Source organism: Paenibacillus sp. FSL R5-0345 (assembly GCF_000758585.1).
Taxonomy (GTDB): Bacteria; Bacillota; Bacilli; order Paenibacillales; family Paenibacillaceae; genus Paenibacillus_AQ.
Window position 1 is genome coordinate 4,075,367 of the sequence record NZ_CP009281.1, and the last position, 24,493, is coordinate 4,099,859.

General features: G+C 43.8%; 22 protein-coding genes. All 22 read right to left on the reverse strand.

Features of this window, described 5'->3' with window-relative positions:
• Nucleotides 1–97: 97 nt before the first annotated feature.
• Nucleotides 98–685: a CDP-diacylglycerol--glycerol-3-phosphate 3-phosphatidyltransferase gene (gene pgsA, locus R50345_RS17995; protein WP_042128813.1), complete on the reverse strand. Its 588-nt coding sequence runs from the start codon at nucleotides 683–685 to the stop codon at nucleotides 98–100.
• A gap of 153 nt (nucleotides 686–838) precedes the next feature.
• Nucleotides 839–1,330, reverse strand: a complete 492-nt coding sequence (locus R50345_RS18000; RefSeq protein WP_042128814.1) for a YajQ family cyclic di-GMP-binding protein — start codon at nucleotides 1,328–1,330, stop codon at nucleotides 839–841.
• Nucleotides 1,331–1,534: 204 nt separating this feature from the next.
• Complete coding sequence (locus R50345_RS31705) at nucleotides 1,535–1,696, reverse strand: hypothetical protein (RefSeq protein WP_170880301.1); 162 nt, start codon at nucleotides 1,694–1,696, stop codon at nucleotides 1,535–1,537.
• An 80-nt stretch (nucleotides 1,697–1,776) separates the two neighbouring features.
• Nucleotides 1,777–2,733, reverse strand: coding sequence for a helix-turn-helix domain-containing protein (locus R50345_RS18005; RefSeq protein WP_042128816.1), 957 nt, complete (start codon nucleotides 2,731–2,733; stop codon nucleotides 1,777–1,779).
• A 42-nt stretch (nucleotides 2,734–2,775) separates the two neighbouring features.
• Entirely contained in the window at nucleotides 2,776–3,543 is a 768-nt protein-coding gene (locus R50345_RS18010) for a DUF3388 domain-containing protein (protein ID WP_042128818.1), read from the reverse strand.
• A gap of 177 nt (nucleotides 3,544–3,720) precedes the next feature.
• Complete coding sequence (locus R50345_RS18015; RefSeq protein ID WP_042128820.1) at nucleotides 3,721–3,984, reverse strand: DUF3243 domain-containing protein; 264 nt, start codon at nucleotides 3,982–3,984, stop codon at nucleotides 3,721–3,723.
• A 137-nt stretch (nucleotides 3,985–4,121) separates the two neighbouring features.
• On the reverse strand, nucleotides 4,122–4,850 hold the full coding sequence (gene ymfI / locus R50345_RS18020) for an elongation factor P 5-aminopentanone reductase (RefSeq protein ID WP_042132274.1): 729 nt from the start codon (nucleotides 4,848–4,850) through the stop codon (nucleotides 4,122–4,124).
• A gap of 39 nt (nucleotides 4,851–4,889) precedes the next feature.
• Nucleotides 4,890–6,170 carry an EF-P 5-aminopentanol modification-associated protein YfmH gene (gene yfmH, locus R50345_RS18025; RefSeq protein WP_042128822.1) on the reverse strand — a complete coding sequence of 427 codons (1,281 nt, stop codon included), beginning with the start codon at nucleotides 6,168–6,170 and terminating at the stop codon, nucleotides 4,890–4,892.
• Nucleotides 6,171–6,172: 2 nt separating this feature from the next.
• Nucleotides 6,173–7,450, reverse strand: a complete 1,278-nt coding sequence (yfmF, locus tag R50345_RS18030; protein WP_042128824.1) for an EF-P 5-aminopentanol modification-associated protein YfmF — start codon at nucleotides 7,448–7,450, stop codon at nucleotides 6,173–6,175.
• A 137-nt stretch (nucleotides 7,451–7,587) separates the two neighbouring features.
• The gene (gene sleB, locus R50345_RS18035) at nucleotides 7,588–8,454 is read right to left on the reverse strand and encodes a spore cortex-lytic enzyme (RefSeq protein ID WP_042132275.1); all 867 of its coding nucleotides are present in this window, start codon (nucleotides 8,452–8,454) and stop codon (nucleotides 7,588–7,590) included.
• A 629-nt stretch (nucleotides 8,455–9,083) separates the two neighbouring features.
• On the reverse strand, nucleotides 9,084–11,741 hold the full coding sequence (locus tag R50345_RS18040) for an FtsK/SpoIIIE family DNA translocase (protein ID WP_042128826.1): 2,658 nt from the start codon (nucleotides 11,739–11,741) through the stop codon (nucleotides 9,084–9,086).
• Nucleotides 11,742–11,819: 78 nt separating this feature from the next.
• Entirely contained in the window at nucleotides 11,820–12,032 is a 213-nt protein-coding gene (locus R50345_RS18045; protein ID WP_042128829.1) for a YlzJ-like family protein, read from the reverse strand.
• Nucleotides 12,029–12,808, reverse strand: coding sequence for a ClpP family protease (locus tag R50345_RS18050; RefSeq protein ID WP_170880299.1), 780 nt, complete (start codon nucleotides 12,806–12,808; stop codon nucleotides 12,029–12,031). The genes R50345_RS18045 and R50345_RS18050 overlap by 4 nt, the downstream gene beginning before the upstream one ends.
• Before the next feature lie 215 nt (nucleotides 12,809–13,023).
• Complete coding sequence (locus R50345_RS18055; RefSeq protein ID WP_042128831.1) at nucleotides 13,024–14,703, reverse strand: ribonuclease J; 1,680 nt, start codon at nucleotides 14,701–14,703, stop codon at nucleotides 13,024–13,026.
• A 511-nt stretch (nucleotides 14,704–15,214) separates the two neighbouring features.
• Nucleotides 15,215–16,090, reverse strand: a complete 876-nt coding sequence (dapA, locus tag R50345_RS18060) for a 4-hydroxy-tetrahydrodipicolinate synthase (RefSeq protein ID WP_042128833.1) — start codon at nucleotides 16,088–16,090, stop codon at nucleotides 15,215–15,217.
• 16 nt (nucleotides 16,091–16,106) lie between these two features.
• Entirely contained in the window at nucleotides 16,107–17,330 is a 1,224-nt protein-coding gene (gene dapG, locus R50345_RS18065; protein WP_042128835.1) for an aspartate kinase, read from the reverse strand.
• 357 nt (nucleotides 17,331–17,687) lie between these two features.
• Nucleotides 17,688–18,284 carry a dipicolinate synthase subunit B gene (locus R50345_RS18070; RefSeq protein WP_042128837.1) on the reverse strand — a complete coding sequence of 199 codons (597 nt, stop codon included), beginning with the start codon at nucleotides 18,282–18,284 and terminating at the stop codon, nucleotides 17,688–17,690.
• Nucleotide 18,285: 1 nt separating this feature from the next.
• A complete protein-coding gene (dpsA, locus tag R50345_RS18075; RefSeq protein ID WP_042128839.1) occupies nucleotides 18,286–19,182 on the reverse strand; it encodes a dipicolinate synthase subunit DpsA in 897 nt (298 codons plus the stop codon).
• Nucleotides 19,183–19,377: 195 nt separating this feature from the next.
• Nucleotides 19,378–19,824: a dUTP diphosphatase gene (dut, locus tag R50345_RS18080; protein ID WP_170880298.1), complete on the reverse strand. Its 447-nt coding sequence runs from the start codon at nucleotides 19,822–19,824 to the stop codon at nucleotides 19,378–19,380.
• A complete protein-coding gene (locus tag R50345_RS18085; RefSeq protein ID WP_042128845.1) occupies nucleotides 19,799–21,067 on the reverse strand; it encodes a M16 family metallopeptidase in 1,269 nt (422 codons plus the stop codon). The genes dut and R50345_RS18085 overlap by 26 nt, the downstream gene beginning before the upstream one ends.
• Before the next feature lie 76 nt (nucleotides 21,068–21,143).
• Nucleotides 21,144–22,127 carry a polysaccharide deacetylase family protein gene (locus tag R50345_RS18090; protein ID WP_042128846.1) on the reverse strand — a complete coding sequence of 328 codons (984 nt, stop codon included), beginning with the start codon at nucleotides 22,125–22,127 and terminating at the stop codon, nucleotides 21,144–21,146.
• A 247-nt stretch (nucleotides 22,128–22,374) separates the two neighbouring features.
• A complete protein-coding gene (gene pnp, locus R50345_RS18095) occupies nucleotides 22,375–24,477 on the reverse strand; it encodes a polyribonucleotide nucleotidyltransferase (protein ID WP_042128848.1) in 2,103 nt (700 codons plus the stop codon).
• Nucleotides 24,478–24,493 lie beyond the last annotated feature (16 nt).

A 24,493-nucleotide genomic window follows, 5' to 3' on the forward strand; every position in this document is an offset into this window, starting at 1 on the left:
CCTCCTAGTTATAATGTAGACACACTGCCTTTAGGGTTTAAAAAAGGTAATAGGTACTTTACCTATTACCTCTCCTATATGTAGCTACCTAAAATGCTTAAGCATTATGCAGCTGTAGCAGCTCTTTATTCTTCACAAAATAATCAATTCCAGAGTAAATAGTGATCAAAGCTGCAGCCCAAATAGCAATATCGTCTACAGGAATGCTGACGAATTGAAATGGAAAATTGTTCAACAACAGCAGTGAGATCGCTACAATTTGTACAACCGTCTTTATCTTGCCCCATTTGCTGGCGGCAACCACTTTCCCCTCTAACAATGCGATCTGGCGAAGCCCGGTTACTGCAAACTCACGACTTATGATAACAATTGCAATCCATGAATCACATCTACCCAGTTCGACAAGTGAAATCAGAACAGCGGAAACTAACAGCTTGTCCGCTAACGGATCAAGGAGCTTACCGAGGTTGGTCACCATATTATATTTCCTAGCTATGTAGCCGTCTATTCCATCTGTGCTGGCTGCAAGCAAAAAGATTACAGCGGCTACCAAATGATTAACAGATAGCTGGAAAGAGCCCCAATGTATTGGTTCTGGGTAAAAGCTAAAATCCACCAGTAAGAAAAACATCATAATCGGGATCAGGCAAATACGTGCTAGCGTGATGCGGTTGGGCAAATTCACTGAAGTTCCTCCCCTAAATCGTTCATACAAATGACCTGAGTCAGGCTCATCTATTTCTACTTAAGCAAGTATATTATAGCTATAAATAGGTGTCAAAAAAAATACAAAGCACCCCGCATCATGGTGCTGATAAGCACTGCGGGGTACAAAATTCTATTTTAAGTTGTTGAACTGCAGGTCCAGCGGCAAATCAGCTTTACGCAAAATCTGGATAATTTGCTGTAAATCATCGCGACTCTTACCGGTTACGCGGATCTGATCTCCTTGAATCTGGCTCTTCACCTTCAATTTCGAATCACGAATCAGGATGTTAATTTTTTTTGCGTTCTCCTGATCTATCCCTTGCTTAAGACCTAAGCGCTGACGAACACTTCCCAGGGAAGCAGGCTCTACTTTGCCGAAATCCAAGTTCTTCAGCGTGATACCTCTCTTCACCATCTTCGATTGTAAAATATCAATAACAGCATTTAACTTATATTCGTCCTCAGAGGCGATAATAAGTGCGTCTTTCTCAAGCTTCAGACTGCTTTTACTGTTCTTAAAGTCAAATCGGTTATCAATTTCTTTCTCTGTTTGGTGGATCGCATTAGTTAATTCCTGCATATCCATTTTAGATACGATATCAAATGAACTTTCTGAACTCATAACTCCACGTCCTTTGTACATTTTAGTCTGCTACTATTATAAAAGAATGATACCCTTAAGTCTAATTTTGGATAATATGTACCCCACCCGACACAGAAAACAGCCCCACAGAGTGGAGCTTTTCCTTCGAAATGAGTTCTGTTCAATGGTAGAAATACGTCTCCACAGGGAGTATCCCTTCGGAGACGCTCATTTCTAAGTTTTCTATCTGCTTCGGAGCGGGCTTCGAAACATATCCAGAATTCCAAGCACAATATGTGCAATACCGAAACCGAGAATTCCATAGCCCCAAGCACTTGGCGTCATATAGTATCCGATGAGACTGACAACAACCCCAAGTCCAGCTACAATCCAGCTAACGATCATAAGAATGTCACCTCACTTTGGCTAAGAACTGGAAACAATCTTATGTTCCCCACATAGCCAAAGTCTATGCATCGTATTTCTTATTGGCCTGTTTCATTAGTCTGGTCAGAAGTATCAGTGGTACCTTCATTCTGGCTCGTTTGACTTCCAGAACCATCATCCAGATTAATTAACAGACGAGATGAGGTCTTTTCATCTGTAATTACTTGTCCATTGACAGTAATCTCGGTAGCTGGTGAATATCCAGATTTAATATACATTCCTTCACTTCCAAGAACAAAGCTCATATGATCTCCTGCCGCTGTGTTACCAAATGAGAGCTTCTCACCTTTAGAGTTCTCACCTTTATACACCTCAAGCCAGCTTACTCCAGTAGCTGAAATCTCAACCTTCACTTCACTTCCAGCCGGAGCTGAAACCTTGAACTTGGTAGTTTTCCCTGACTTCCCATCCGGTGTAACTGTAATGGATTGCGGGGAAGGCGTAGGTGTTGGCGTAGGCTCTGCCGTAGGTTCAGTTGTTGCTTCTGTACCTGCTGAAGCCGTTGGCGCTACAACACCTCCTCCTGAAGCCGGTGGAGATGTCTGTGCTGTCGTAGGATCCTGCTGTTCATTCGTCAGATTCGTCTGATCAATTTGAGCGGGGTCCGGCTTGTTCAAACTGGAAGCATAAATGTAAATCACAACAATAATCAATATTGGAAATGTCCACATTAGCACTGTTGGCAGCCATTTTGCATTCCGTTCGGTTTCTGGTCTACGGCTGCGTTTTTGAATCACCGTTTCCATAGCTGTGTCTTCAGGAGGGGCAGGAACATTCCCATGCTCCTCTAGCAGCTCGTCTGGGCTCATACCTACTGCCTCTGCGTATGTTTTGATAAACGCCCTAACATAAAAACTTCCTGGAAGCACCTTATAGTCTCCAGACTCGATGGCTTCCAAATACTTTTTGCGAATTTTCGTTACTTCCTGGACATCGTCAAGACTCATCCCTTTTTGCAGACGCGCCTCTTTCAATTGCCGGCCCAGTTCCGACATACCATCACCTCCTGTAAGTTTCAATGAATCATCATTGGTGTTTTATAGATCATCACTGTAGCTCGTCGTGAACGACTCGTACAATATTTCTTCATTTGGATTATTGCGAAGCTCAATAATAATATCAAAATCATCAAAGGTGTACTCAGATTCCCGCACGAAAATATCTGGATGCTCAATCACTTTCGTACTTGGCATGCTCATAACATTTTGTAATAAATTATAATGCTTCTCATTAGAGCGGATCGTACTAACAATACCATCAATAATAAATACATTATGTGGATTCATTTCATCTTCTGCCAATTGACTTCGCACCGTCTGACGTAAAAGTGTCGAAGAGACAAAAGTCCAACGCTTCATCGCGCAGACACTGCCGGCAATAATCGATTCAGTCTTTCCTACACGGGGCATACCTCGAAGTCCTATTACCTGATTTCCATCTTTTTTAAACAGCTCCCCGAGAAAATCGACCAAAAGACCGAGCTCATCGCGGGTAAAACGAAACGTCTTTCGATCATCTGAATCCCGTTCAATATATCGCCCATGGCGCACAGCCAGCTTGTCTACGAGTCTTGGAGACCGCAGAGCTGAAACTGTAATATTATCAACTTTCTTGAGCATTTCGCCCATCAGCATTATTTTGTCGTCGTCATTAGTCTCCAGCAACATTCCGCGTGTCTTTCCTTCAACGCCATTAATCGTCAGAATGTTGACTTCTAGCATCCCTAACATTGAAGCGATATCACCAAGCAGACCGGGTCTGTTCTTGTGAATCTTGTACTCCATATACCATTGTTTATATTCCACTTGTACACCTCATAGATTCCTTTTCCCTGCACTTTGATATCCATCAAAAAAATGCCGTTCAGACAAAGCGATCTGAAACACGGGTCATGTTAATGATATATAAAATAAAAATGAAAGGCAAGGTCAGTCCTGTAATAATTGCAGAAAAGCTCCCACAAGGGGAGCTTTTCCGCAAGCTTAGGCGTGATTTTTCGCCAATTTGACCATGAGTTTAGCAATCGTCTGCTTTTCTTCATCGTTACCGACGTCCCATAGCTCTTTGATTGCACGGTTTTGAGTGTTTGCTGGATCCACTTTTTCATCGAGGAATTCCCCGATTTCAAAAGCCAGCTTTGAGATTGTGTCTTCACTCATCCCAAGTTTCTCCGCCTGTACAACTCGTTTTCCTAGAAATTTTTTCCAGGTGTCAAAATTTTTGATTACGCTATCGCCTTGTGTCATCTTAAATCCTCCTTCATATTTACGGTCAAACACCTGCATACAGGCTGTAAGCCGTCTTACGTGAGATTTAAAAACAACACTTATAATATGTCTCAGACGCTAAGTTCTTATGCTGGTGTTTTTCTCCAACATAAGCATCAAGTAATCCATCCACCGTTTGGACTAATAATCTGACCCGTGATATACCCGGACTCAGGCAAAGCCAAAAAATAAATCAGTGAGGATATTTCATTAGGAGTAGCCAAACGTCCTGCCGGAATCTCATCCTCCAACATACGGACTTCATCCTCCTGTAAATTGGATAACATGTTCGTATTAACCGCTCCTGGAGCTACCGCGTTAACCGTTACACCAGATGGAGCCAGCTCTTTAGCTAAAGCTTTTGTAAAGGCGTTCACTCCACCTTTGCTAGCCGAATAAGCTACTTCACAAGAAGCTCCAGTGATTCCCCATACGGAAGAAACGTTGATGATACGACCATAACGCTGAGACACCATGTACGGCATAAAGATCTGACTGCACATAAAGGTTCCCTTCAAGTTAATGGACATAATATCATCCCATTCTTCTTCGGTCACATCAGCTAGCATTCCGTAATGCGATTTACCGGCATTATTGACGAGGATATCCGGCTGCATCCCATTACTCTCCAGCTTTTCAGCCATACGTACAATCTGACTACGGTCCTTCATATCCGCGTTTACTGTCATTACCTTTGCTCCAAGGGCCATACAACGCCGAGCGACATCATTCGCAGCCTCATGTGAGTGCTTATAATGAATAACTATATTCATCCCGACAGAAGCAAACCGTTCCGCAATGGCGCCGCCGATCCCTCCGCTGCCCCCTGTAACGAGCACTGTCATTTCCCCTAGTGGTTTGCTGCTCTCTCCCAAAACGCTCACCTAAGGACTCACCACCAATGATACGGCAAGTTGATCCCAGTTTACATGGGCTTGCAGACGCTCATTAACTTCTGCCAAAGTAATTGATTCGTAAATAGGCAGAACTTCAAACAGGTCACCACCGCGGAACTGGTAGCGTGTAAATTCATGTGCAATATTTTCAGGGGAGTTCAACATGCGCAAATATCCGCCTATTTTCTTTTTCCGTGCCCGCTCGAAATCCTTCTCCGCAAAGCCAGTTTTTAAGATTAGATCAATTTCTTCTTTTATTCGTTTTAAAAGCAAATCCGGATCCTTCGTATCCCCACCCATTGCAGAAAAAGCATACTGCGGAGAACTATTAAATTCATGTCCAAAGCTGTCCGAGATCAGTTCCTCATCATATAGCTTTTGATACAATGCTGTGCTGCTACCAACCAACAAATCAAGCATTAGCTTGGTTATCAGATCACGTTTTAGAGAAGCTTCACCCGTTAGACCGTCTACTTTTTCCTTGAAACCAAACATGATTTTGGGCATCGATACGGCAAGCTTGCTTTCTAGACGTTTTGTAGCCACTTGTACTGGTTCATCTTCAAAAATACGCTTGATTTCACCTTGCTTGCCGTAGGTTTTACCCTTTTGGTTACTGCGAATCAAGGAGAATACTTTCTCCGGATCCACGCCTCCAACTACAAACAACAGCATATTGCTTGGATGATAAAAAGCGTTATAACAAGTGTACAGCGTTTCTTTCGTAATCGTACTAATCGATTCTATCGTACCTGCAATGTCAATCCGTACCGGATGCTTTGAATACATCGCTTCAATAAGGCCAAAATACACACGCCAGTCCGGGTTATCAGCATACATATTGATTTCTTGACCAATAATTCCCTTTTCCTTTTCTACATTTTCATCTGTAAAATAAGGTCGTTGAACAAAATCAACGAGCGTACTAAGATTGGTCTCTATATTCTCAGTTGCTGAGAAAAGATAAACTGTCTGATCAAAGCTTGTAAAGGCATTAGCCGAGGCTCCGTTTGAAGCGAAGGTAGCAAAAATATCGCCTTCTGGCTCTTCGAACATCTTGTGCTCTAAAAAGTGAGCGATACCATCAGGAACAGTGGTCTCTTCTCCGCCTGCGACATGAAAGTGGTTGTCAACAGAACCATACTTAGTAGCAAATGTAGCATAGGTTTTTTTGAATGTTGGTTTCGGCAGCACGTATACCTGAAGTCCGTTATCCATGACCTCATGATAAATGGTCTCTTGTAGTCTGTCGTAATGAATTTGTTCCATCGTTATTCCTCCTTTCCTGTCAAGAAATAAATCGTATCCAGTTGAAAGGTTACGGCGGCGGCTTTTACGTCTTCTGCGCCGATTTGTTCCACCTGCTGTAATAGCTGATCCGCTGTTCGATCTTTTCCTGACAACTGGCGGTTGAAGTCGTAAGAGATCATTTCAAAAGCTGAATCCGGGATCTCAGAAAGCTGATTGCGGATCATAGCTTTGGTCTGGCTAAGCTCCAGATCACTGATATTGCCAGCTTTCATTTCTTCCAATTGCTTCTCTATAATGTCCACGGCTTTGCCGTAATTTTGCGTTTCGATACCGGATTGAATCGTTCCAATGCCCTTATGTCCGTCGTAACGAGACGAAGCATAGTAAGCAAGACTTGCCTTCTCACGTACATTAACGAAAAGTTTAGAGTGTGGATACCCTCCTAATATACCGTTGTACATAAGCGCGGAGGCGTAGGAATCATCCTTATAAGTAATCGAGGTGCGTAGTCCCAGGTTCAGCTTGCCCTGACTGACATCCAGCTTCTCTTCTACTGTCCGTACCTCATTAACCGATACAGGGACGAACTTAGAGCTATATAAGCCCACCTCGGACTGAATCCGACCGAAATGACGCTGTACAAGTTTTTCAACTTCGTCAACTGTTGTGTCTCCCACTACATAGAGATCAAGGATGGCTTCATCCAGCCATGAATTGTAGGATTCATACAAACTTTTCGGAGTGATTCGATCCAGATCCGCTCTTTGCCCCAGAGGGTGAAGACGGTATGGCTCGTTGCGGCACATTTCCTCAATACAACGTTCAGCAGCGTAACGTATCTTGTCATTTACAATGGACTCCAGCTTTTTGCGAACGGTTTCACGCTCCGTTGCAACATACGAAGGTCGGAAGCTTCCGTCTTCAACTAAAGGACGAGTCAGTACTTCTCCTAAGAAAGCGAAGGATTGTTCAAGTAAGTTCTCCTGGTTTTGTACGAAAGAGTCGTTAATGGTATCCATACGGAACTGAACGATTTGGTAATCGCCTCTTTTATAAATATCAAACCCAAATCCAGCGCCATACAGTTCCTCCAAACGCTCGCGGAATTGCGTGGTCTCCGGGTAAGTCGCGGTACCTCTGCGAAGCACGAATGGAGCTAGTGCAGTAGAGGTCACTGTATTCTCGTCAAGAGGAATACCCGCATAAAGTGAGATCGCGTAGGTCTTGAACGCCTTGGTTGGCATAACGTGAATACGCAAGCCTCCAACGGTGCCATGCTGAAATACATTATTAGTCAAGTCCAAAACTCCTTTACGGCGTGGATAGTTGCTCATTATCATGTTTATGAATTATTAACCATTCTAAACCATTCCAAAGTAAGGAAGCAACCGGAAGCCTCTTCCCGGTTGCTCTCTGAAGTTTCTATCCTTCTTTTCTACATACAGAAAATATGCTGACCAATCGTCTTGACCTGAGGACGGGTCCAAATCCATTTAGAGGTCGCTGTTTTAGGATTGAAGTAATACAAACATCCTCCGGAAGGGTCCCAACCATTAAGCGCTTGTTGCACTGCCTTGCGTGCTTGTTCATTTGGCTCCAGATAGATTTGTCCATCGGCTACAGCTGTAAAAGCTCCCGGTTGAAAAATAACTCCCGACGGCGAATTGGGAAAACTAGGTGATTTCACACGGTTTAAAATAACCGCGGCTACAGCAACCTGACCTTCGAAAGGCTCACCTCTTGCTTCTCCATACACGGCATTGGCCATGATCTTGAGATCATTCTCCGATAAGCCCATCGTATTACCTGAAGACAATCCTGGAGAATTCGTTTTATTGGACGTATTTGTTTTATTACCAGTGTTATTCTGTGCTGTCTTATTTCCCGTTCCTGAAGAAGGTTCAGTCGGCTTCCAATTCTTCGTTGCGTTATACAACTTCAGCTTAGTTTTGGCTCCTACAATGCCGTCAGACTTCATTCCGAATTTCCATTGAAACCAGGTTACTGCATTCTTCGTTTTTGGCCCAAAATGACTGTCTATTTTTCCGGCATAATAACCTAAATGCTTTAAACGTCCCTGCAATTCATAGACATCCTGACCTGTTGAACCAAGTTTAATGGGTGTTGTACTGAAAGCCGGCAAGGCTTCTTCGTCAGGATTATTTAACTCGTGGACAAATGACGCAGCAGCACTTTGCTTGGTCTGAACAATGCCATTTCCCTTGAAAAACGTTCCTGCAAACGGCGCGGCTGCAAGTGCAAGAGTTAAAGCAGCAAATATCCACATCTTTTGTTTCTTCATAGGGTTCGCTCTACCTTTCTTTTGTAAGTTCTGCATGGATGGCTAAAGTTATTATGACGACTGTCAGTGCATCCTATGCATTACTAAAAAAGAAGAAATAGCTTTTCATTGTAATCGAGAATTATTATCAACTATAATCAAAATAAGAAAAAAAATGAGGTTGAATATGAATCGTGAATTTAAAGAACCACATTTTACTGTGGAACCACGCATTAAAAGAAATTATAGATATACGTCATACTTCTCAACATTTTAGTGATATGAATTCACAATAGTCCAAGTAACAGGTTCGCACTTTTAGGGAAAAACTCCCTGAAAATAGTGGATATTCTCTGATAATGAATGGAATCAGGGAATTCCTCCCTAAAAATAAGGCCAATTCCTTTATTTCTTACCAAACCAGATGAATTATAGGGAGCTTTTCCCTAATTGTAAGTCTGAGAACCAATAATCTCAGAATTTCAGGGAGAAATTCCCTAATTATTTTAATGAAGCTTCACTAAAGCCATTATTTAAAGTGTCATTTACACTTCTTCAGCATGAGTAAGGGGTCGACTCCAAGTAGTATGAACTACTTGGAGTCGACCCCCTTTTACTGTCTATTAAAGGCTTAAACTGACTTGTCCAGCTTAAGAACTGATCTTGTTATGCTGATACTGCTCTAGTGATACAAGCACCTCACGCGGCTTGCTGCCCTCGTAAGGCCCTATTACCCCACGAGCCTCCATAGAGTCAATCAAACGGGCTGCACGGGTGTAACCAACCCTCATCCGGCGCTGTAGTAGCGAGACTGAAGCTTGCTTCGCTTCAAGCACGATCGTTACGGCCTGCTCATATAATTCATCCTGTGGCTCCTGGTCTTCAGCAATTGTGTCATCAACCTCTGGAACAATGGACTCGTCATATTCTGCTTCACCTTGACTGCTGACATATTGAACGATTGTCTCAACCTCTTGATCGCTCATAAAGGCACCCTGCACACGAATCGGTTTAGAAGCCCCCATCGGTAAGAACAGCATGTCTCCCCGACCTAACAGCTTCTCCGCACCTGGCATATCCAGAATGGTACGCGAGTCTACATTGGACGATACACCAAAAGCGATACGAGATGGAATATTAGCTTTAATCAGACCTGTAATGACATCAACAGAAGGACGCTGAGTAGCGATGATTAGATGAATACCTGCTGCACGCGCCATCTGTGCGAGTCGACAGATAGCATCCTCTACATCGTTAGCGGCAACCATCATCAAATCCGCAAGCTCGTCCACAATAACAACAATATACGGAAGTATCGCAGCTGGATTCTCTGCCATCAGCTTATTATAACCTTCCATGTTACGCGTTCCTGATTTGGAGAAGAGTTCATACCTTTTCTCCATTTCCACAACGATCTTCTTCAAAGCTAAACTCGCCCGCTTCGGATCAGTAACTACTGGAGCCAAAAGATGGGGAATCCCATTATAGACATTCAGCTCTACCATCTTCGGATCTACCATCAGGAATTTGACTTCATTGGGTTTAGCTTTATATAAAATACTCGTTATAATCCCATTAATACAAACCGATTTACCCGAACCCGTTGCACCAGCTACCAATAGATGGGGCATCTTCGCTAAGTTCCCGATAATCGTCTGACCTGAAATATCACGTCCAAAAGCAATAGATAGTCTGGATTCAGCTTCCTGAAAAATCTGTGTTTCCATAACTTCACGCATAGTTACAACAGACACTTCGGAATTCGGTACCTCTATCCCAATGGCTGATTTACCTGGAATTGGCGCCTCCATACGAATATCTTTGGCTGCAAGAGCAAGTGCAATGTCATCCGTAAGATTAACAATGCGACTAACCTTGACACCAATATCCGGCTGAATCTCATACCGTGTAACTGCTGGACCTCTAACTACTTCAAGAACCTTTGCCCGAACACCAAAGCTCTCAAGTGTAGCTTCTAGCTTACGGGCAGTCTGCATATAATCATTCTGATCCCCCGCTTTACCACTGTTGTTAGGTTTGGCTAGAAGACGGAAAGATGGCAGCTTATAAGGCTTGGGTGGAGGCGGTGCCGGTGGAGCAGGAATGATCTCCCCTTCAGGAGTTGCAGTTAACAATCCATCCAAGTCTATGTTCACATTTTCCTCAGGCTCATCTGAAGGTGGTTGATTAACTGCATTAACCCCAGTAACAGGAGCTTTGCCGGTAACACCACGAGCCGCAGGAGAAAATTCACTCCATTCCTCCCGATCTTCTTCATTCAGCCCTTCTGAGCGGATATGCTCAAAAAAGTCTCGGATAATTGGAGTCACAGGTTCCATATCCATATCAGCATCATCAAAATCATGATGGATATCTTCAAGTGGCGTCACACGACTATTTGCTGAAAGCCCCGAAATGATCGGACCCTGCGAAGCACTTGTTACAATCGGCCCCTGATCATCCTCAGGATCTACATCTACCTCTGGATGTGTTGATCTTGAGAACCAGCCCGATATTTTTTTCAAAAGGACAGGTTGTTTGCGATTAGGCAAATAACGATCATCCTCTTCCTCTTCGTCATCCTCTTCATAGACAGGCTGCTTCACTGCCCGTGTCTTAGCGGGTGCCGCTGCTTTGGAAGGTCTCGCTGCTACTGGGACAGCCTTCGGACGGTTTGCCGCATGAAGACGAATCCCTTCCACAAACTTAACGGTACGCACTCGCAAAAGAGTAATAATCTCCACATAAGAGAGATTTGTAATTAACATAAAACTGATGGCAAGCATGACGATCATTAGCAGCTTAGCTCCCAGACTACCAAAGAGCCACAGGAGTGCAGCATACTCCAAACCGCCGATATATCCACCGCTAATATCCTTACCCAGCATGTAAACATTACTATTGTTAACACCGGGCGAAAGAGATCCCGAAAGATCATTATGTATTTGTGTCATCACGTTGCCAGGATGAAGCAGTGACAACGGGCCAAGCTTCTGCTCCATTGCAGATATCGTGCTCATAAGGCACATGGATAGCAGAAGCAGAAGCACGCCTGTATGCCTACTGTTCCAAGATGAAGGCCATCTTCGGTGGATCATAACCATAAGACCGTAAAAAATACCGACAAGCGGCAACACAAAATAAAATCTCCCTAATAAATAACCCGCCATACTTGAAAGTGATCGCCCTACCGCCGCTTCACCGGACAGAGCAATAACGGATATCGTTATTAGTAAAATTCCATAAATTTCATATTTTAAAACGCTGCCGAGCAGCGCTTTTTTCTTTTTCTTTTTTCGTTTAGCCACGCCAGCCACCCCCGGAACAACATTATACCATATAATGGCGTGGCGTACCTATGTTCTCTTTTGTCAGAAAATGAATCTTTATGTTAACGTAATTATCGCTCCAGGAGAGAACGATGGATCCAAATAACGCTCCAAAGGACAATCCAGCAATCTTACTATGCGAGCGCGTCCTTCCTCCATTGGCTCAACCTGCATTAGCATCCCTTGAACACTAACTTCTCGCGTTGTAGCGTAATTATTAAATGCCCCTTCCCACACCTGTTCCATCGACATTATCGTATAAAGTGTCATTGCGTAAGCCCTCCCGAAATTGCTGCAGTAGGCGCTGCAGAGAAATCTCCACCAATCATGCGGTTAAGATGTGCTAAGGCCGCTCCGATCCCGCCTACCTCATCCATGAGCCCATATTTAACGGCATCGAGTCCCCCAACGGCGGTTCCAATGTCACGATTGAGCTCACCCGTCTTAAACATCAAGTCACGGAACTGATCCTCAGAAATCCGAGAATGAGAAGTGACGAATTTTACTACCCGCTCCTGCATTTTCTCCATATATTCGAACGTTTGTGGCACACCGATTACCAAACCATTCATACGAATCGGATGAATCGTCATCGTTGCACTTTCCGCAATAATCGAATACGTAGAGGATACAGCGATTGGAACGCCAATACTATGTCCTCCTCCAATGACAACTGTTACTGTCGGTTTAGAGAGAGAAGAAATCATTTCGGCAATCGCTAGACCAGCTTCGACATCTCCACCTACAGTATTTAAAATAATAAGCAGACCTTTAATATTCTTATTTTGTTCAGCTGCCACCAGCTGCGGAATGATATGCTCATATTTTGTTGTTTTGTTCTGAGGAGGCATAACAATATGACCCTCAATTTGACCAATAATCGTTATGCAAAAGATATCCGGTTCACCGCTAGGAACCGCTGTTTGTCCAAGCTCTTTTATTGCACCCATTGTATTGGGCGGCATATTCTCATTTGTGCTCGGATTTCCCTCTTGTGGTATAACTTCCTCATTCTTTGCTCCATTTGATCCATCCATGTAGTTCATCTTCGCAGCTCTCCCTTTTCTTATGCAGCTCTGGTCTGCTATAGCCTTACTAACTTTCATTAGTATGACATTTCAGGGCCCCGCATTATGCAACCCTCTCCTTATGATGTGAATATAAACAATACAAAAACCCCTTTTCCCGTAGAAACCGTCCAATATTTCCGGGGAAAAGGGGCCAATGCCCTAGCTATATATTTATTTAAGGAGAATTCTCCTTACACTTCCATGATAATTGGCAAAATCATCGGTCTACGACGCGTTTGCTCATACAAGAAACGACCGAGCGAATCTTTTACGCTTGTTTTAAGCGAAGCCCACTCATTTACTTTCTCACTCATCAGGCGTTGCAATGTACTGGAAACAATTCGGTTCGCTTCGTCGAGCAGTCCTTCGGACTCACGAACATAAACGAAACCACGGGAAATGATGTCAGGTCCGGAGACAATCGCACCATTTTGTTTGCTAAGTGTAACCACGACAACCAAAATACCATCCTGAGACAGCAGTTTACGGTCACGCAATACAATATTACCTACATCACCTACACCCAGACCGTCAATCAATACGTTACCAGCCGTTACTTTACCAGCTTTACGAGCGGCACCGCCTTGAATTTCCACAATCTCACCGATTTCAGTAATGAAAATGTTCTGAGAATCTACGCCAACAGATTCTGCCAAAAGGGCATGTTTGCGCTGCATACGATATTCACCGTGAATTGGAATGAAATATTTCGGTTTCATCAGGTTGAGCATAAGTTTAAGCTCTTCCTGGCTACCGTGACCGGATACGTGAACGCCGGAATTGGAACCGCTATAAATAACGTTAGCGCCAAGACGGAACAATTCATCAATGGTACGGCCTACATATTTCTCGTTACCTGGTACCGGTGTTGCCGCAATGATAACAGTATCACCAGGCAAGATATCTACTTTACGATGACTGGAACGTGCCATACGGGTCAATGCGGACATTGGCTCGCCTTGGCTGCCTGTGCAAAGAACAACGACACGGTTCGCTGCCATTCTGTTCATTTCTTCAGGCTCAATCAGCATACCATCTGGTACGTTCAAATATCCAAGCTCAGAAGCGATGGATACAACGTTTACCATACTACGGCCAATTACTGTAATCTTACGGCCTGTGGATTCTGCTGCATTAACCACTTGTTGAATACGGTGCACGTTGGAAGCAAAAGTTGCTACAACGACACGTTGTTCAGCCTTGCGGAAAATGTCTTCCAGAACGATACCGACATTCTTCTCAGATGGGGTAAAGCCTGGTTTCTCAGCATTCGTACTATCCGACAAAAGCGCAAGTACACCCTTTTGACCAATTTCAGCCATACGATGCAGATTTGCAAATTGACCGTTGACTGGAGTGTGGTCAAATTTGAAATCTCCCGTATGAACTACGTTACCTTCCGGTGTTTCTATGCACACACCGACGGAATCCGGAATACTGTGGTTTGTTCTGAAGAACGTAACTTTGAGCGAGCTTCCAAGTTGAATTTCTGAATCTTCATTGATCAAAATTCGTTTGGTGTCACCCAGCAAGTTTGCTTCCTTCAATTTGTTCTCTACAAGGCCTAATGTAAGTCTTGTTCCATAAACCGGAACATTCAAGTTCTTCAGGACATATGGGAGACCACCGATGTGATCCTCGTGTCCGTGGGTAAGCACAATCCCTCTTACCTTGTCACGGTTCTCTGTCAAATAAGAGATATCAGGAATTACAATATCAATACCGAGCATATCTTCTTCCGGGAACTTCAGTCCCGAATCCACGACTACTATGTCAGCTCCATATTGAATGACATACATGTTTTTCCCGATTTCTCCGACTCCGCCCAATGCGAAAATCATCAATTTATCGTTGTTGTTTTTTTTGGACAAATGAATCTAACCCTCCTATGATGTTGGACGTCATACTTTTATTGGTAAATATTGAACTTCGATTATTTCAGCGGCGCTGAACACATTCTTCAAACAGCTGATAGCTTCCTTAATTAACAAGGATATTCCTGATATCTGTAAAATGCGCAATGCGAAAGCTCCCGATTCCGGGCAGTAAAGTTCATATTGAAGCGGACAAATGCCGTCAAAATTCACCGTCGCGCCCCTCGCGCGAAGACATGTCAATCATTTACACAGACTCATCTTGGGACCTATCCTGTCTCACAATGTATACCATTGACGGAAGATTACCGCATATTTAATTTTAACCGCACCCAGTCACTTAAGATCATTATACATGATTTTTTTGGCAAAAGACAAGTCACCCTGTCGCGTATCCAAATTCTTTCCTTAAATGTGACCCAATATTTCAGCAAAATATTATAAAAATAAAAACCGGCTCTCCAAAGGAGAAGCCGGTGTAAATACTAAAAATATCACTGATCCGCACTTATTGAAATAATGCCTCAATAAAAGCTGCTTCAGCTTCTGTAGGTGAAATAAGCGGCAATCTGACGCCTCCAACAGGCAGCCCCTTCAGACCTAAAGCATATTTAACCGCAGAAGGATTCGGTAGAGGTTGAGGACATTCGAACAATCCTTTGAAAATTGGGAACAATTGCCGATGAATCTCTCCTGCTCGTTGAACGTTTCCTGAAGTGTATGCGTAGATCATTTCTGACATCTGTGCACCTACGACGTGACTAGCTACACTGATAATCCCGTATCCTCCAACGGCTAGACTAGCTAATCCTGCTGAATCATCACCAGTATATACGCGAAAGTCATCGGAACACGAAGAAGCAATAAGTGTAATTTGATCGACAGATGCACATTCTTTTGTCGCAACAATATTCTGAATTTCAGCAAGTCGTAGGGTTGTGTCTACACTCATACTTACACCCGTGCGACCTGGAACGTTATACAATATGACTGGCAATGAAGTCTCCGAAGCAATTGCGGAAAAATGCTGATAAAGCCCTTCCTGATTAGGCTTATTATAATACGGGACGACCAATAGCACGCCATCCACACCAATTTTCTCAGCTTCCTTCGTGAGGTGAATCGAATGTTTCGTATTATTGCTACCTGTCCCAGCGATGATTTTGCAGCGACCATTCGCCTTCTCAAGTACAAAAGAAAACAGCTGCAATTTCTCCTCATCACTTAACGTTGGAGATTCTCCGGTCGTGCCGCAGACAACCAACGCCTCTGTTTTCTGTTCCTCAATTAAATAATCGACAAGCTCTGAAGTTACATCCCAGTTGATTTCTCCATCCCCGTCAAAGGGGGTTACCATGGCTGTTATTAATCTTCCGAAATCCACTTTGAATTCCTCCTTGTCAGCGGTGCAATTCAAACATAGCATGCAGCGAACGCAGGGACTGCACCATGTCCTCTTTCTTCACCAGCACCCAAATCGTTGTATTCGAATCTGCGGATTGGAGAATCTGAATATTTTGTGAGCTAAGTGCCTCAACAATGCGAGCCATAATACCAGGCACACCGTTAATTCCGCCCCCGATAACGGAGACTTTTGCGCAACCTGATAAGCTCTTAGGGCGCAAACCCAATTGCTGGAGTACCGAGATGGCCTTTTCTGATTTGTCATCGAACACAGTATAAAGTGCTTCCGTAGGTGTTACATTAATAAAATCAACACTTATTCCGTTGTCCGCCATACTTTTAAAAATTTGCAATTGAACGCCCGTACCATTTCCGTCTGGACACTCCACTGAAATTTGGGTAACGTTGCTAACGTAAGCAATCCCTGTCACGAAGCGATCTACAATGCCACCAGACTGGATGTCGTTAAACCCTTCTGGATTCGTAACCAGTGTACCTTCAGCCTCTGAAAAGGTTGAACGAACTCGCACTGGAATTTGTGCCTGCATAGCAATCTCAACCGCACGTGGATGGATTACTTTTGCTCCTTGATGAGCCATGTTACAAATTTCTGTATAACTAACATACGTTAGCGGTTTTGCATCTTCAACGATCCGCGGATCTGCTGTAAGAATTCCGTTCACATCTGTATAGATATCAACCATATCTGCATGAAGAGCAGCGCCCAAAGCAGTAGCAGAGGTATCACTTCCTCCACGGCCCAAAGTCGTCAAGTCACCAGCTTCAGTCTGTCCTTGGAACCCCGTTACTATAACCACTTTGTCTTCACGCAGTTCGCGGAGAATTCGTTCAGGACGCACATCTAGGATTCTTGCATTGCCATAGTTACTATCTGTCATAAACCCAGCCTGAGCTCCCGTTAATACGGTAGAAGCAATCCCTTCATTCTCCAGCAGTCCACAAAGTGTAGTCGCAGAGATAATCTCACCACAGCACATCAAGAGATCCTTCTCACGCTCAGGTAATGCATCTCCATTCTGCACAGCCCAATCCAATAGAGTGTCTGTTGCATAAGGTTCTCCCCGTCGGCCCATAGCCGAAACTACGATGACCAAACTATAGCCGCTTGCGAGCTCCCGTTTGACGTTACGAATTACGTGCTCTCTAGCTTGTGGTGTTGAAAGTGATGTTCCTCCGAATTTTTGTACCAGAATACCCATGTATAATTCCTCCATTATTGTTAAAGCAAACACACTAATCATTCGTAAACAGAACTAATATCGTTTCTAAACGAGAAATTCCATTACAGTACGTAAGCTTATTTCTTAAGTAAAGTTCTAATATTTTGAAAAATGGTTGTACCGCCCTCGAAATGAGGACGGTAGCAGTAGTGCTTATATTGTTTTGGTAGCAATGATCTCAGCAATGGGTATGGCAGATCTTGGCTTTGAGCGTTAACGGCCGTGTCTCTTGATTAAGAGGTAACTCTGACCACGGCGGCATGTAACTTCTCATTGCTCATTTGGTACATCTCCCCTTTTATTGACCGCAACTAATTCTACCGATTCCGCCCTAATCTAGACAGAGTGAAACTTTTCAACAATCATCGGCTGTAGTTGTTTCCCTTGCAAAGCGGCATAGCAAGCTTCTGGGATAAGATCCATACGCGCTACTAACGAGTTAGGTTTGCCCTCAGGGTTATCCTGTCCGAATGGCACAAAATAAATATGTTTGGCCACTAGAAGCTTAGCAATATTTGCTGCATTAAGACCTAAGCCATCATTGGTAGATATCGCCAGAACAAGTGGACGTCCATTGCGCATCTGCGATTTTGCAGCCATGAGCACTGGACTATCGGTCATAGCATTTGCTAATTTACTCGTTGTATTTCCAGTGCAAGGTGCTATTGTAAGCACATCCAGCAGCTTGGAAGGACCCAGCGGTTCCGCTTCAACAATTGTAGAAATGATATCATTACCTGTTATATCTTTCAACTGTTTTAGCCAATTTTGCGATGTTCCAAAGCGGGTGTCGGTCCCTAGTACGGATGCTGAAACTATGGGCACTACATTTGCTCCCCCGTCCACGAAGCGTTGAATTTGCGGCATTACCTCAGCAAACGTGCAGTGAGATCCGGTAATCGCATACCCTACTGTTTTTCCGTGCCAATCCATTTTATTCGTCCCCCTTGATTAAAGCCTCGTCCGATATCGACTGAACCAGCGCATTTGCCATAATAATCCCAGCGCTTTTAGGAGCTACAATGCCAGGGAGTCCAGGTGCCAGCATCGCTTTAATTCCTCTTTTCTCAGCATAACGAAAGTCACATCCACCTGGAGCGGAAGCCAGGTCGACAATTAAGCAATGCGGTGAGATTCGTGAGAGTACTTGTGCGGTGATGATCATACTTGGAATTGTATTAAATATCAGATCAACATCCGGCACATGAAGCAACAGTTCACTGGTCATAAAAGGCTTCCAGCCCATTTCCTCTGCTCGTGCATAATGTTCCTGTTTTCTAACTCCGGCTTTAACACTAGCACCCAGTCCTTGCAGACTTCTTGCCATCGTAAAACCTGTTCTGCCTAAGCCCAGTACCATCGATTTGGAACTGTGAATAGTAAAATCCGTGTTCTGTATGGCCATAACCAGTGCTCCTTCCGCTGTTGGGATGGAGTTATAAATGGCTACATCATCACGATTAAGCAATTCAATTAACTTTAATGAATGCTTAGCGCACATGCTGCGCAAGTAGCTTTTGGCCATACCGCTATACACCAAACAATGGGGTGGCAGAGCAGTAAAATGTTCCTCCAAGAGCATCAAGCGATCAGAAGAAAATAGAGCACTGATATTCCCTTCGTCATCACAACCAACTGTAGGCAACACTAATACATCTGCATTACTAAGCAGCTCTACCGACATCTGTTCCAGGCTAACCCCCGGGCAAGGGGCTTCCCACTTATCGAACCCGGCAGCGCTTACCGTCGCATCCAATTCCACACATTTCCGAATCACTTCAAGCTGTCTCGCGTCCCCGCCCAGGAACACGATCCTGACGCCAGTAAGCATAGGGATGACGCTCCTTTCAACATACACTATCGACTATAGAGCATCTTATGCTGGGCATTCTTAATGGGTGAAAAGCGGAGAAGAATTACTATGCAGGCTTAAATGTGAAACTTATAATTTGTCATATTTGAACAAAAAAAAGCTCGCAAATCACGCTGATTAGGCATAGATTCGCAAGCTTTTTAATGTTTTGTATTATTTTCCAGTGTGACCGAAGCCTCCAGCGCCGCGTTCAGTTTCGGATAGAGTATCAACTTCAACCAAATTTACCACTGGTACCGCTTGAAATACCATTTGGGCAATACGCTCATTACGAGCAATCGCAAACGGCTCCTGGCCTAGATTGATCAACAACACTTTGATCTCTCCACGATAATCAGCATCAATCGTTCCTGGTGTGTTCAAACATGTAATCCCATGCTTCAAGGCTAGTCCACTTCTTGGACGAATCTGAGCTTCTAATCCATCTGGCATAGCTAATGATATGCCAGTTGGAATTAATGCACGTTCTCCAGGTGCAAGAACAACTTCGTTTTCAACAGCGGCATAAAGGTCATACCCGGAAGCCTGTTCTGACATTTTACAAGGAAGATTAACATCCTCGTTTCCAGCTAGTTTATTGATTTGTACGTAATAAGACAAGATCATCTCTCCTAACATTTGCAATAGCTTTATCTGTTGAGCCTACCATCGCTAAAGAAAGCGGCTCAGCAAACATATTATCAAGCACACTGTTGATATTGTCCATCGTAACTAACTGAATCTTAGCGATCATATCGTCTAATGTGTTGTGTTTTCCGAGCATAAGTTCATTTTTTCCGATACGATTCATCCGGCTACTAGTACTTTCAAGGCTAAGAATGAGGCTACCTTTAAGCTGCTCCTTGCCTTTTCTCAATTCATCTTCACTGAGACCCTTAGTAGCGAGTTCGTACATCATTTCTTTAATAAGCTCCATTACATCCTTGGTTTGCTTTGGTGCAGTTCCAGCATAGACCGTGAACAATCCAGAATCCGCTTGAGAACTATGGTATGAATATACGGAATAGGCTAGGCCTCGTTTTTCACGAATCTCTTGGAACATCCGTGAGCTCATCCCACCACCAATGGCATTATTAATAAGCACCATAGCATATTGTAATGGATCGCCAGAGCGGACCCCTGGTAAGGAAAGACAAATATGATTCTGTTCTGTTTTCTTGCGGTGGAACAACATTTCCCCATAATAATCCGGTTTAGTCAGCGGCGCAGATGTGCCATGATTAGCAAAAGAACCAAAATGCTTCTCCAGCAGCTCAATCAGTCCATCGCTGATGTTGCCCGCTACACTTATTACCGTATTCTCAATCGTATACTGCTCTTTCATGTATGCACGAAGATCATCTGGCTTCATCTCCATTAGCCGTTCTTTTAAGCCAAGGATAGAATACGCAAGCGGATGATCCTTGTAAGCAGCAGCACACATCAAATCATGTACAAGATCGTCTGGTGTGTCCTCGCACATTGAAATTTCTTCAAGGATGACATTCTTTTCTTTCTCCAGCTCTTCAGCATCCATACGTGAACGGAAGAACATATCTGCTAACACATCTACTGCGATGGGCAGATGCTCATCCAGTACTTTTGCATAATAGCAAGTGTATTCCTTAGAGGTAAATGCATTTACATTGCCGCCAATAGCATCGAACTGCTCGGCGATGTCCTTAGCACTATATCGGTCTGTACCTTTAAAAAGCATATGTTCTACAAAATGGGATATCCCGTTGTTTCCAGGGTTTTCATTCCGCGAACCTGTCTTTACCCAGATGCCGAATGAAACGGATCGGCCTGTCGGAATTTTTTCCATTACTACTCGCAATCCATTGGATAATACTATTTTTTCCACTTCAAGTCCTCCTGGCAATAGCCATGTTCTATCTAAATTACTTCACGTGCCTATAATCCTACCAGAAATAGATCACTCACTCAACATCAGAGGGGATTAGACGCTCCGCTGAGAGTGTTTGGCTAACTGTACCTAGCTGTAACCCTTTTGCCTTTATCCCGCGTATCATGACCTTCAGCGCCTTGGAGGATGAGGCAGTCGGATGCATTAGAACAAGTGTGCCGGGTTCAGCTTTACTTGTGATTTTGGCAACAATGGATTCAGGAGCAGGATTGCGCCAATCCACTGTATCCACAGTCCAGAGCACGGTCTTTAAGCCCAAACTGCTAGCAATGTCTACTGTCTCTTGATCGAAATCACCTGATGGAGGCGCGAACCATTTATTAGTGACTCCAAGCGATTCCTTTAACAGCTTTTGAGTCTTCTCAATTTCTACGGTAGCCCGCGCTCGACTTAAGGTACTCATATTGGGGTGGGTATACGCGTGATTCTCCATCTCATGACCACGCTTTAGCATTTCTGCAGCAAGCTCCGGATTTTTACTCAACCAGCTTCCATCCAGAAAAAACGTAACTTTTACGTTCTCTTCATCCAGAATATCCAGCATTGGCACAATGTACTGATTTCCCCATGCCACATTAATCATCAGTGAAACCATCGGTTTCGCCGGGTTTCCGCGATATATAGGTTCTGCTCCCAGTTCATTAAGCGATACTTTTGGTTCGATCTGTCGATATACAAACTTAATGGGTTCTTTTGGCGCCAAAAGAGCATTCCGATAGGTACTCTCTACATCAACCTCAAGTCCGTTATAGCCCGGAATAGCTTTCCAGACCCGATCAACCACGGCATCCACTGGTGGCGCATTTAGCTTAGCCGCTGCGGTTTCAATCCTCAGACGAAGATCATTGTTCGCCGCCTTAGGGATATCCTTCCACACTGCAAGATCATCCTGCGGTTTCAATTGTGCAAGCATGTCCTTGACCGGCCCCTGTGTGCTGCCAATTCCTATCACGATTGCTACACAAGCAACCACTAATGCCACCTTTTCCGTCTTCATGACGACTTCCTCCCCGATAGAAACGAATTTCAGGTTCGTTCCACACGATTACAAAGACACTTTGTCCCAATCTATGAGACAAGGGAGGAATTTATGTCATGAACAGATACAAGACTAATAGATAGAATTACTGGTTCCCGCTTTCCAATTTCAGTCATATAAAAAAAGAGCCAGAGCGCAAATCGCTTCTGTCTCTTTTAATAATGAAATTAGATCCCTTTAGTAAAGGCTATTACTGAGATCAAACTTATGCTTTAGCGCTAGTTTCTGAAGTCAATACCGCTTTACGAGACAAGTTAACCCGGCCTTGTTGATCGATTTCAGTAACTTTAACTGTAATGGTGTCGCCAACAGCAACAACATCTTCTACCTTCGCTACACGCTCAGTAGACAATTGGGAAATATGCACCAATCCGTCTTTACCCGGAATGAGTTCAACAAATGCGCCGAATTTCTCAATACGTCTAACTGTACCCACATAAATTTCACCGACTTGTACTTCACGTACAATACCTTCGATGATCGAACGGGCTTTTTGAATCATTTCTTCATCAGAAGATCCGATAAAGACACGTCCATCTTGTTCGATGTCGATTTTCACGCCGGTTTCTTCGATAATTTTGTTGATGATTTTACCACCCGCACCAATAACATCACGGATTTTATCCGGATTAATGTTGATGATAATGATTTTTGGAGCATATTTGGACAGGTTAGCTCTAGGCTCAGAGATGGCTTCCATCATTTTACCTAAGATGTGCATCCGGCCTTCCTTAGCCTGTTGCAGTGCTTCATGAAGAATTTGACGGTCAATACCATCGATCTTAATGTCCATTTGGATCGCAGTTACACCTGCTGCAGTACCCGCTACCTTAAAGTCCATATCTCCAAGATGATCTTCCATACCTTGAATATCTGTCAAAATAGACACATGATCTCCATCCTTGATTAGACCCATAGCTACACCAGCAACTGGAGCTTTGATCGGTACGCCTGCATCCATCATAGCCAGCGTACTTGCACAAATACTAGCTTGTGAAGTAGAACCATTAGACTCGATAACCTCAGATACAAGACGAATCGTGTACGGGAATTCAGTTTCACTTGGGATCACTTTAGACAATGCGCGTTCACCTAATGCTCCATGACCAATCTCACGACGACCTGGTGCTCTAAGCGGACGTGCTTCCCCTACGCTGAACGGAGGGAAATTATAGTGGTGCATGAACCGTTTAGTTTCAGTCAGATCAATACCGTCAAGAATTTGCACATCGCCGAGTGCGCCTAGCGTACATACGCTAAGTGCTTGCGTTTGCCCACGGGTGAACAATCCAGAACCATGAGTACGCGGCAATAGGTTAGTATCACAATCAATCGGACGAATTTCATCCAGCTTACGTCCATCTGGACGAACCTTATCATGCGTAATCAGACGTCTAACTTCTTCCTTCACGATGTCATGTAATACTTCCTTAACATCCTTCAGAAGTTCTGGAGTCTCTATGTATTTCTCAGCGAAATACGTAACTGTTTCATTATTTACCACATCAATAGCTTCTTGACGAGCATGCTTCTCAGCAATTTTAACTGCATCAACCAAACGAGCTTGTGCAAACGCACGAACCTCAGTGTTCACTTCAGCATTTACTGCGTGCAGCTTCACTGCCATTTTTTCTTTACCAGCGATTGCAACCAATTCTTCAATTGTAGCTACGATATTACGGATTTCTTCATGTCCGAACATAATCGCTTCGAGCATAACTTCTTCCGGAACTTCATTAGCTTCCGCTTCTACCATCATGATAGCATCCTTCGTACCAGCAACAGTCAAGAAAATATCACTAATTGCTTGCTGAGCAATATCAGGGTTGATGATAAATTCGCCATTGATGCGGCCTACATTGACGCCACCGATAGGTCCGTCAAACGGTACATCGGAAATGCTAAGTGCTGCAGAAGTACCAATCATAGCGGCAATTTCTGGTGTGCAATCTTGATCCACACTCATTACCAGATTGAGAACTTGTACATCATTACGGAATCCTTCTGGGAACAGTGGGCGAATCGGGCGGTCAGTCAAACGGCTGGACAGAATCGCTTTTTCACTCGGTCTGCCTTCACGTTTAATAAAACCACCTGGGATCTTACCTACTGCATATAATCTTTCCTCATAGTTGACCGTCAGCGGGAAAAAATCCAAATCTTTAGGCTCGCTTGAAGCGGTAACAGTACACAGAACTGCTGTATCTCCGTAACGCACCATAACGGCTGCGTTTGCTTGTTTAGCTAGGCGGCCCGTTTCCAGCACAAGGCGTCTTCCGCCTAGCTGCATTTCTACACGTTTTTCCATAAATACCTCCTTGAAT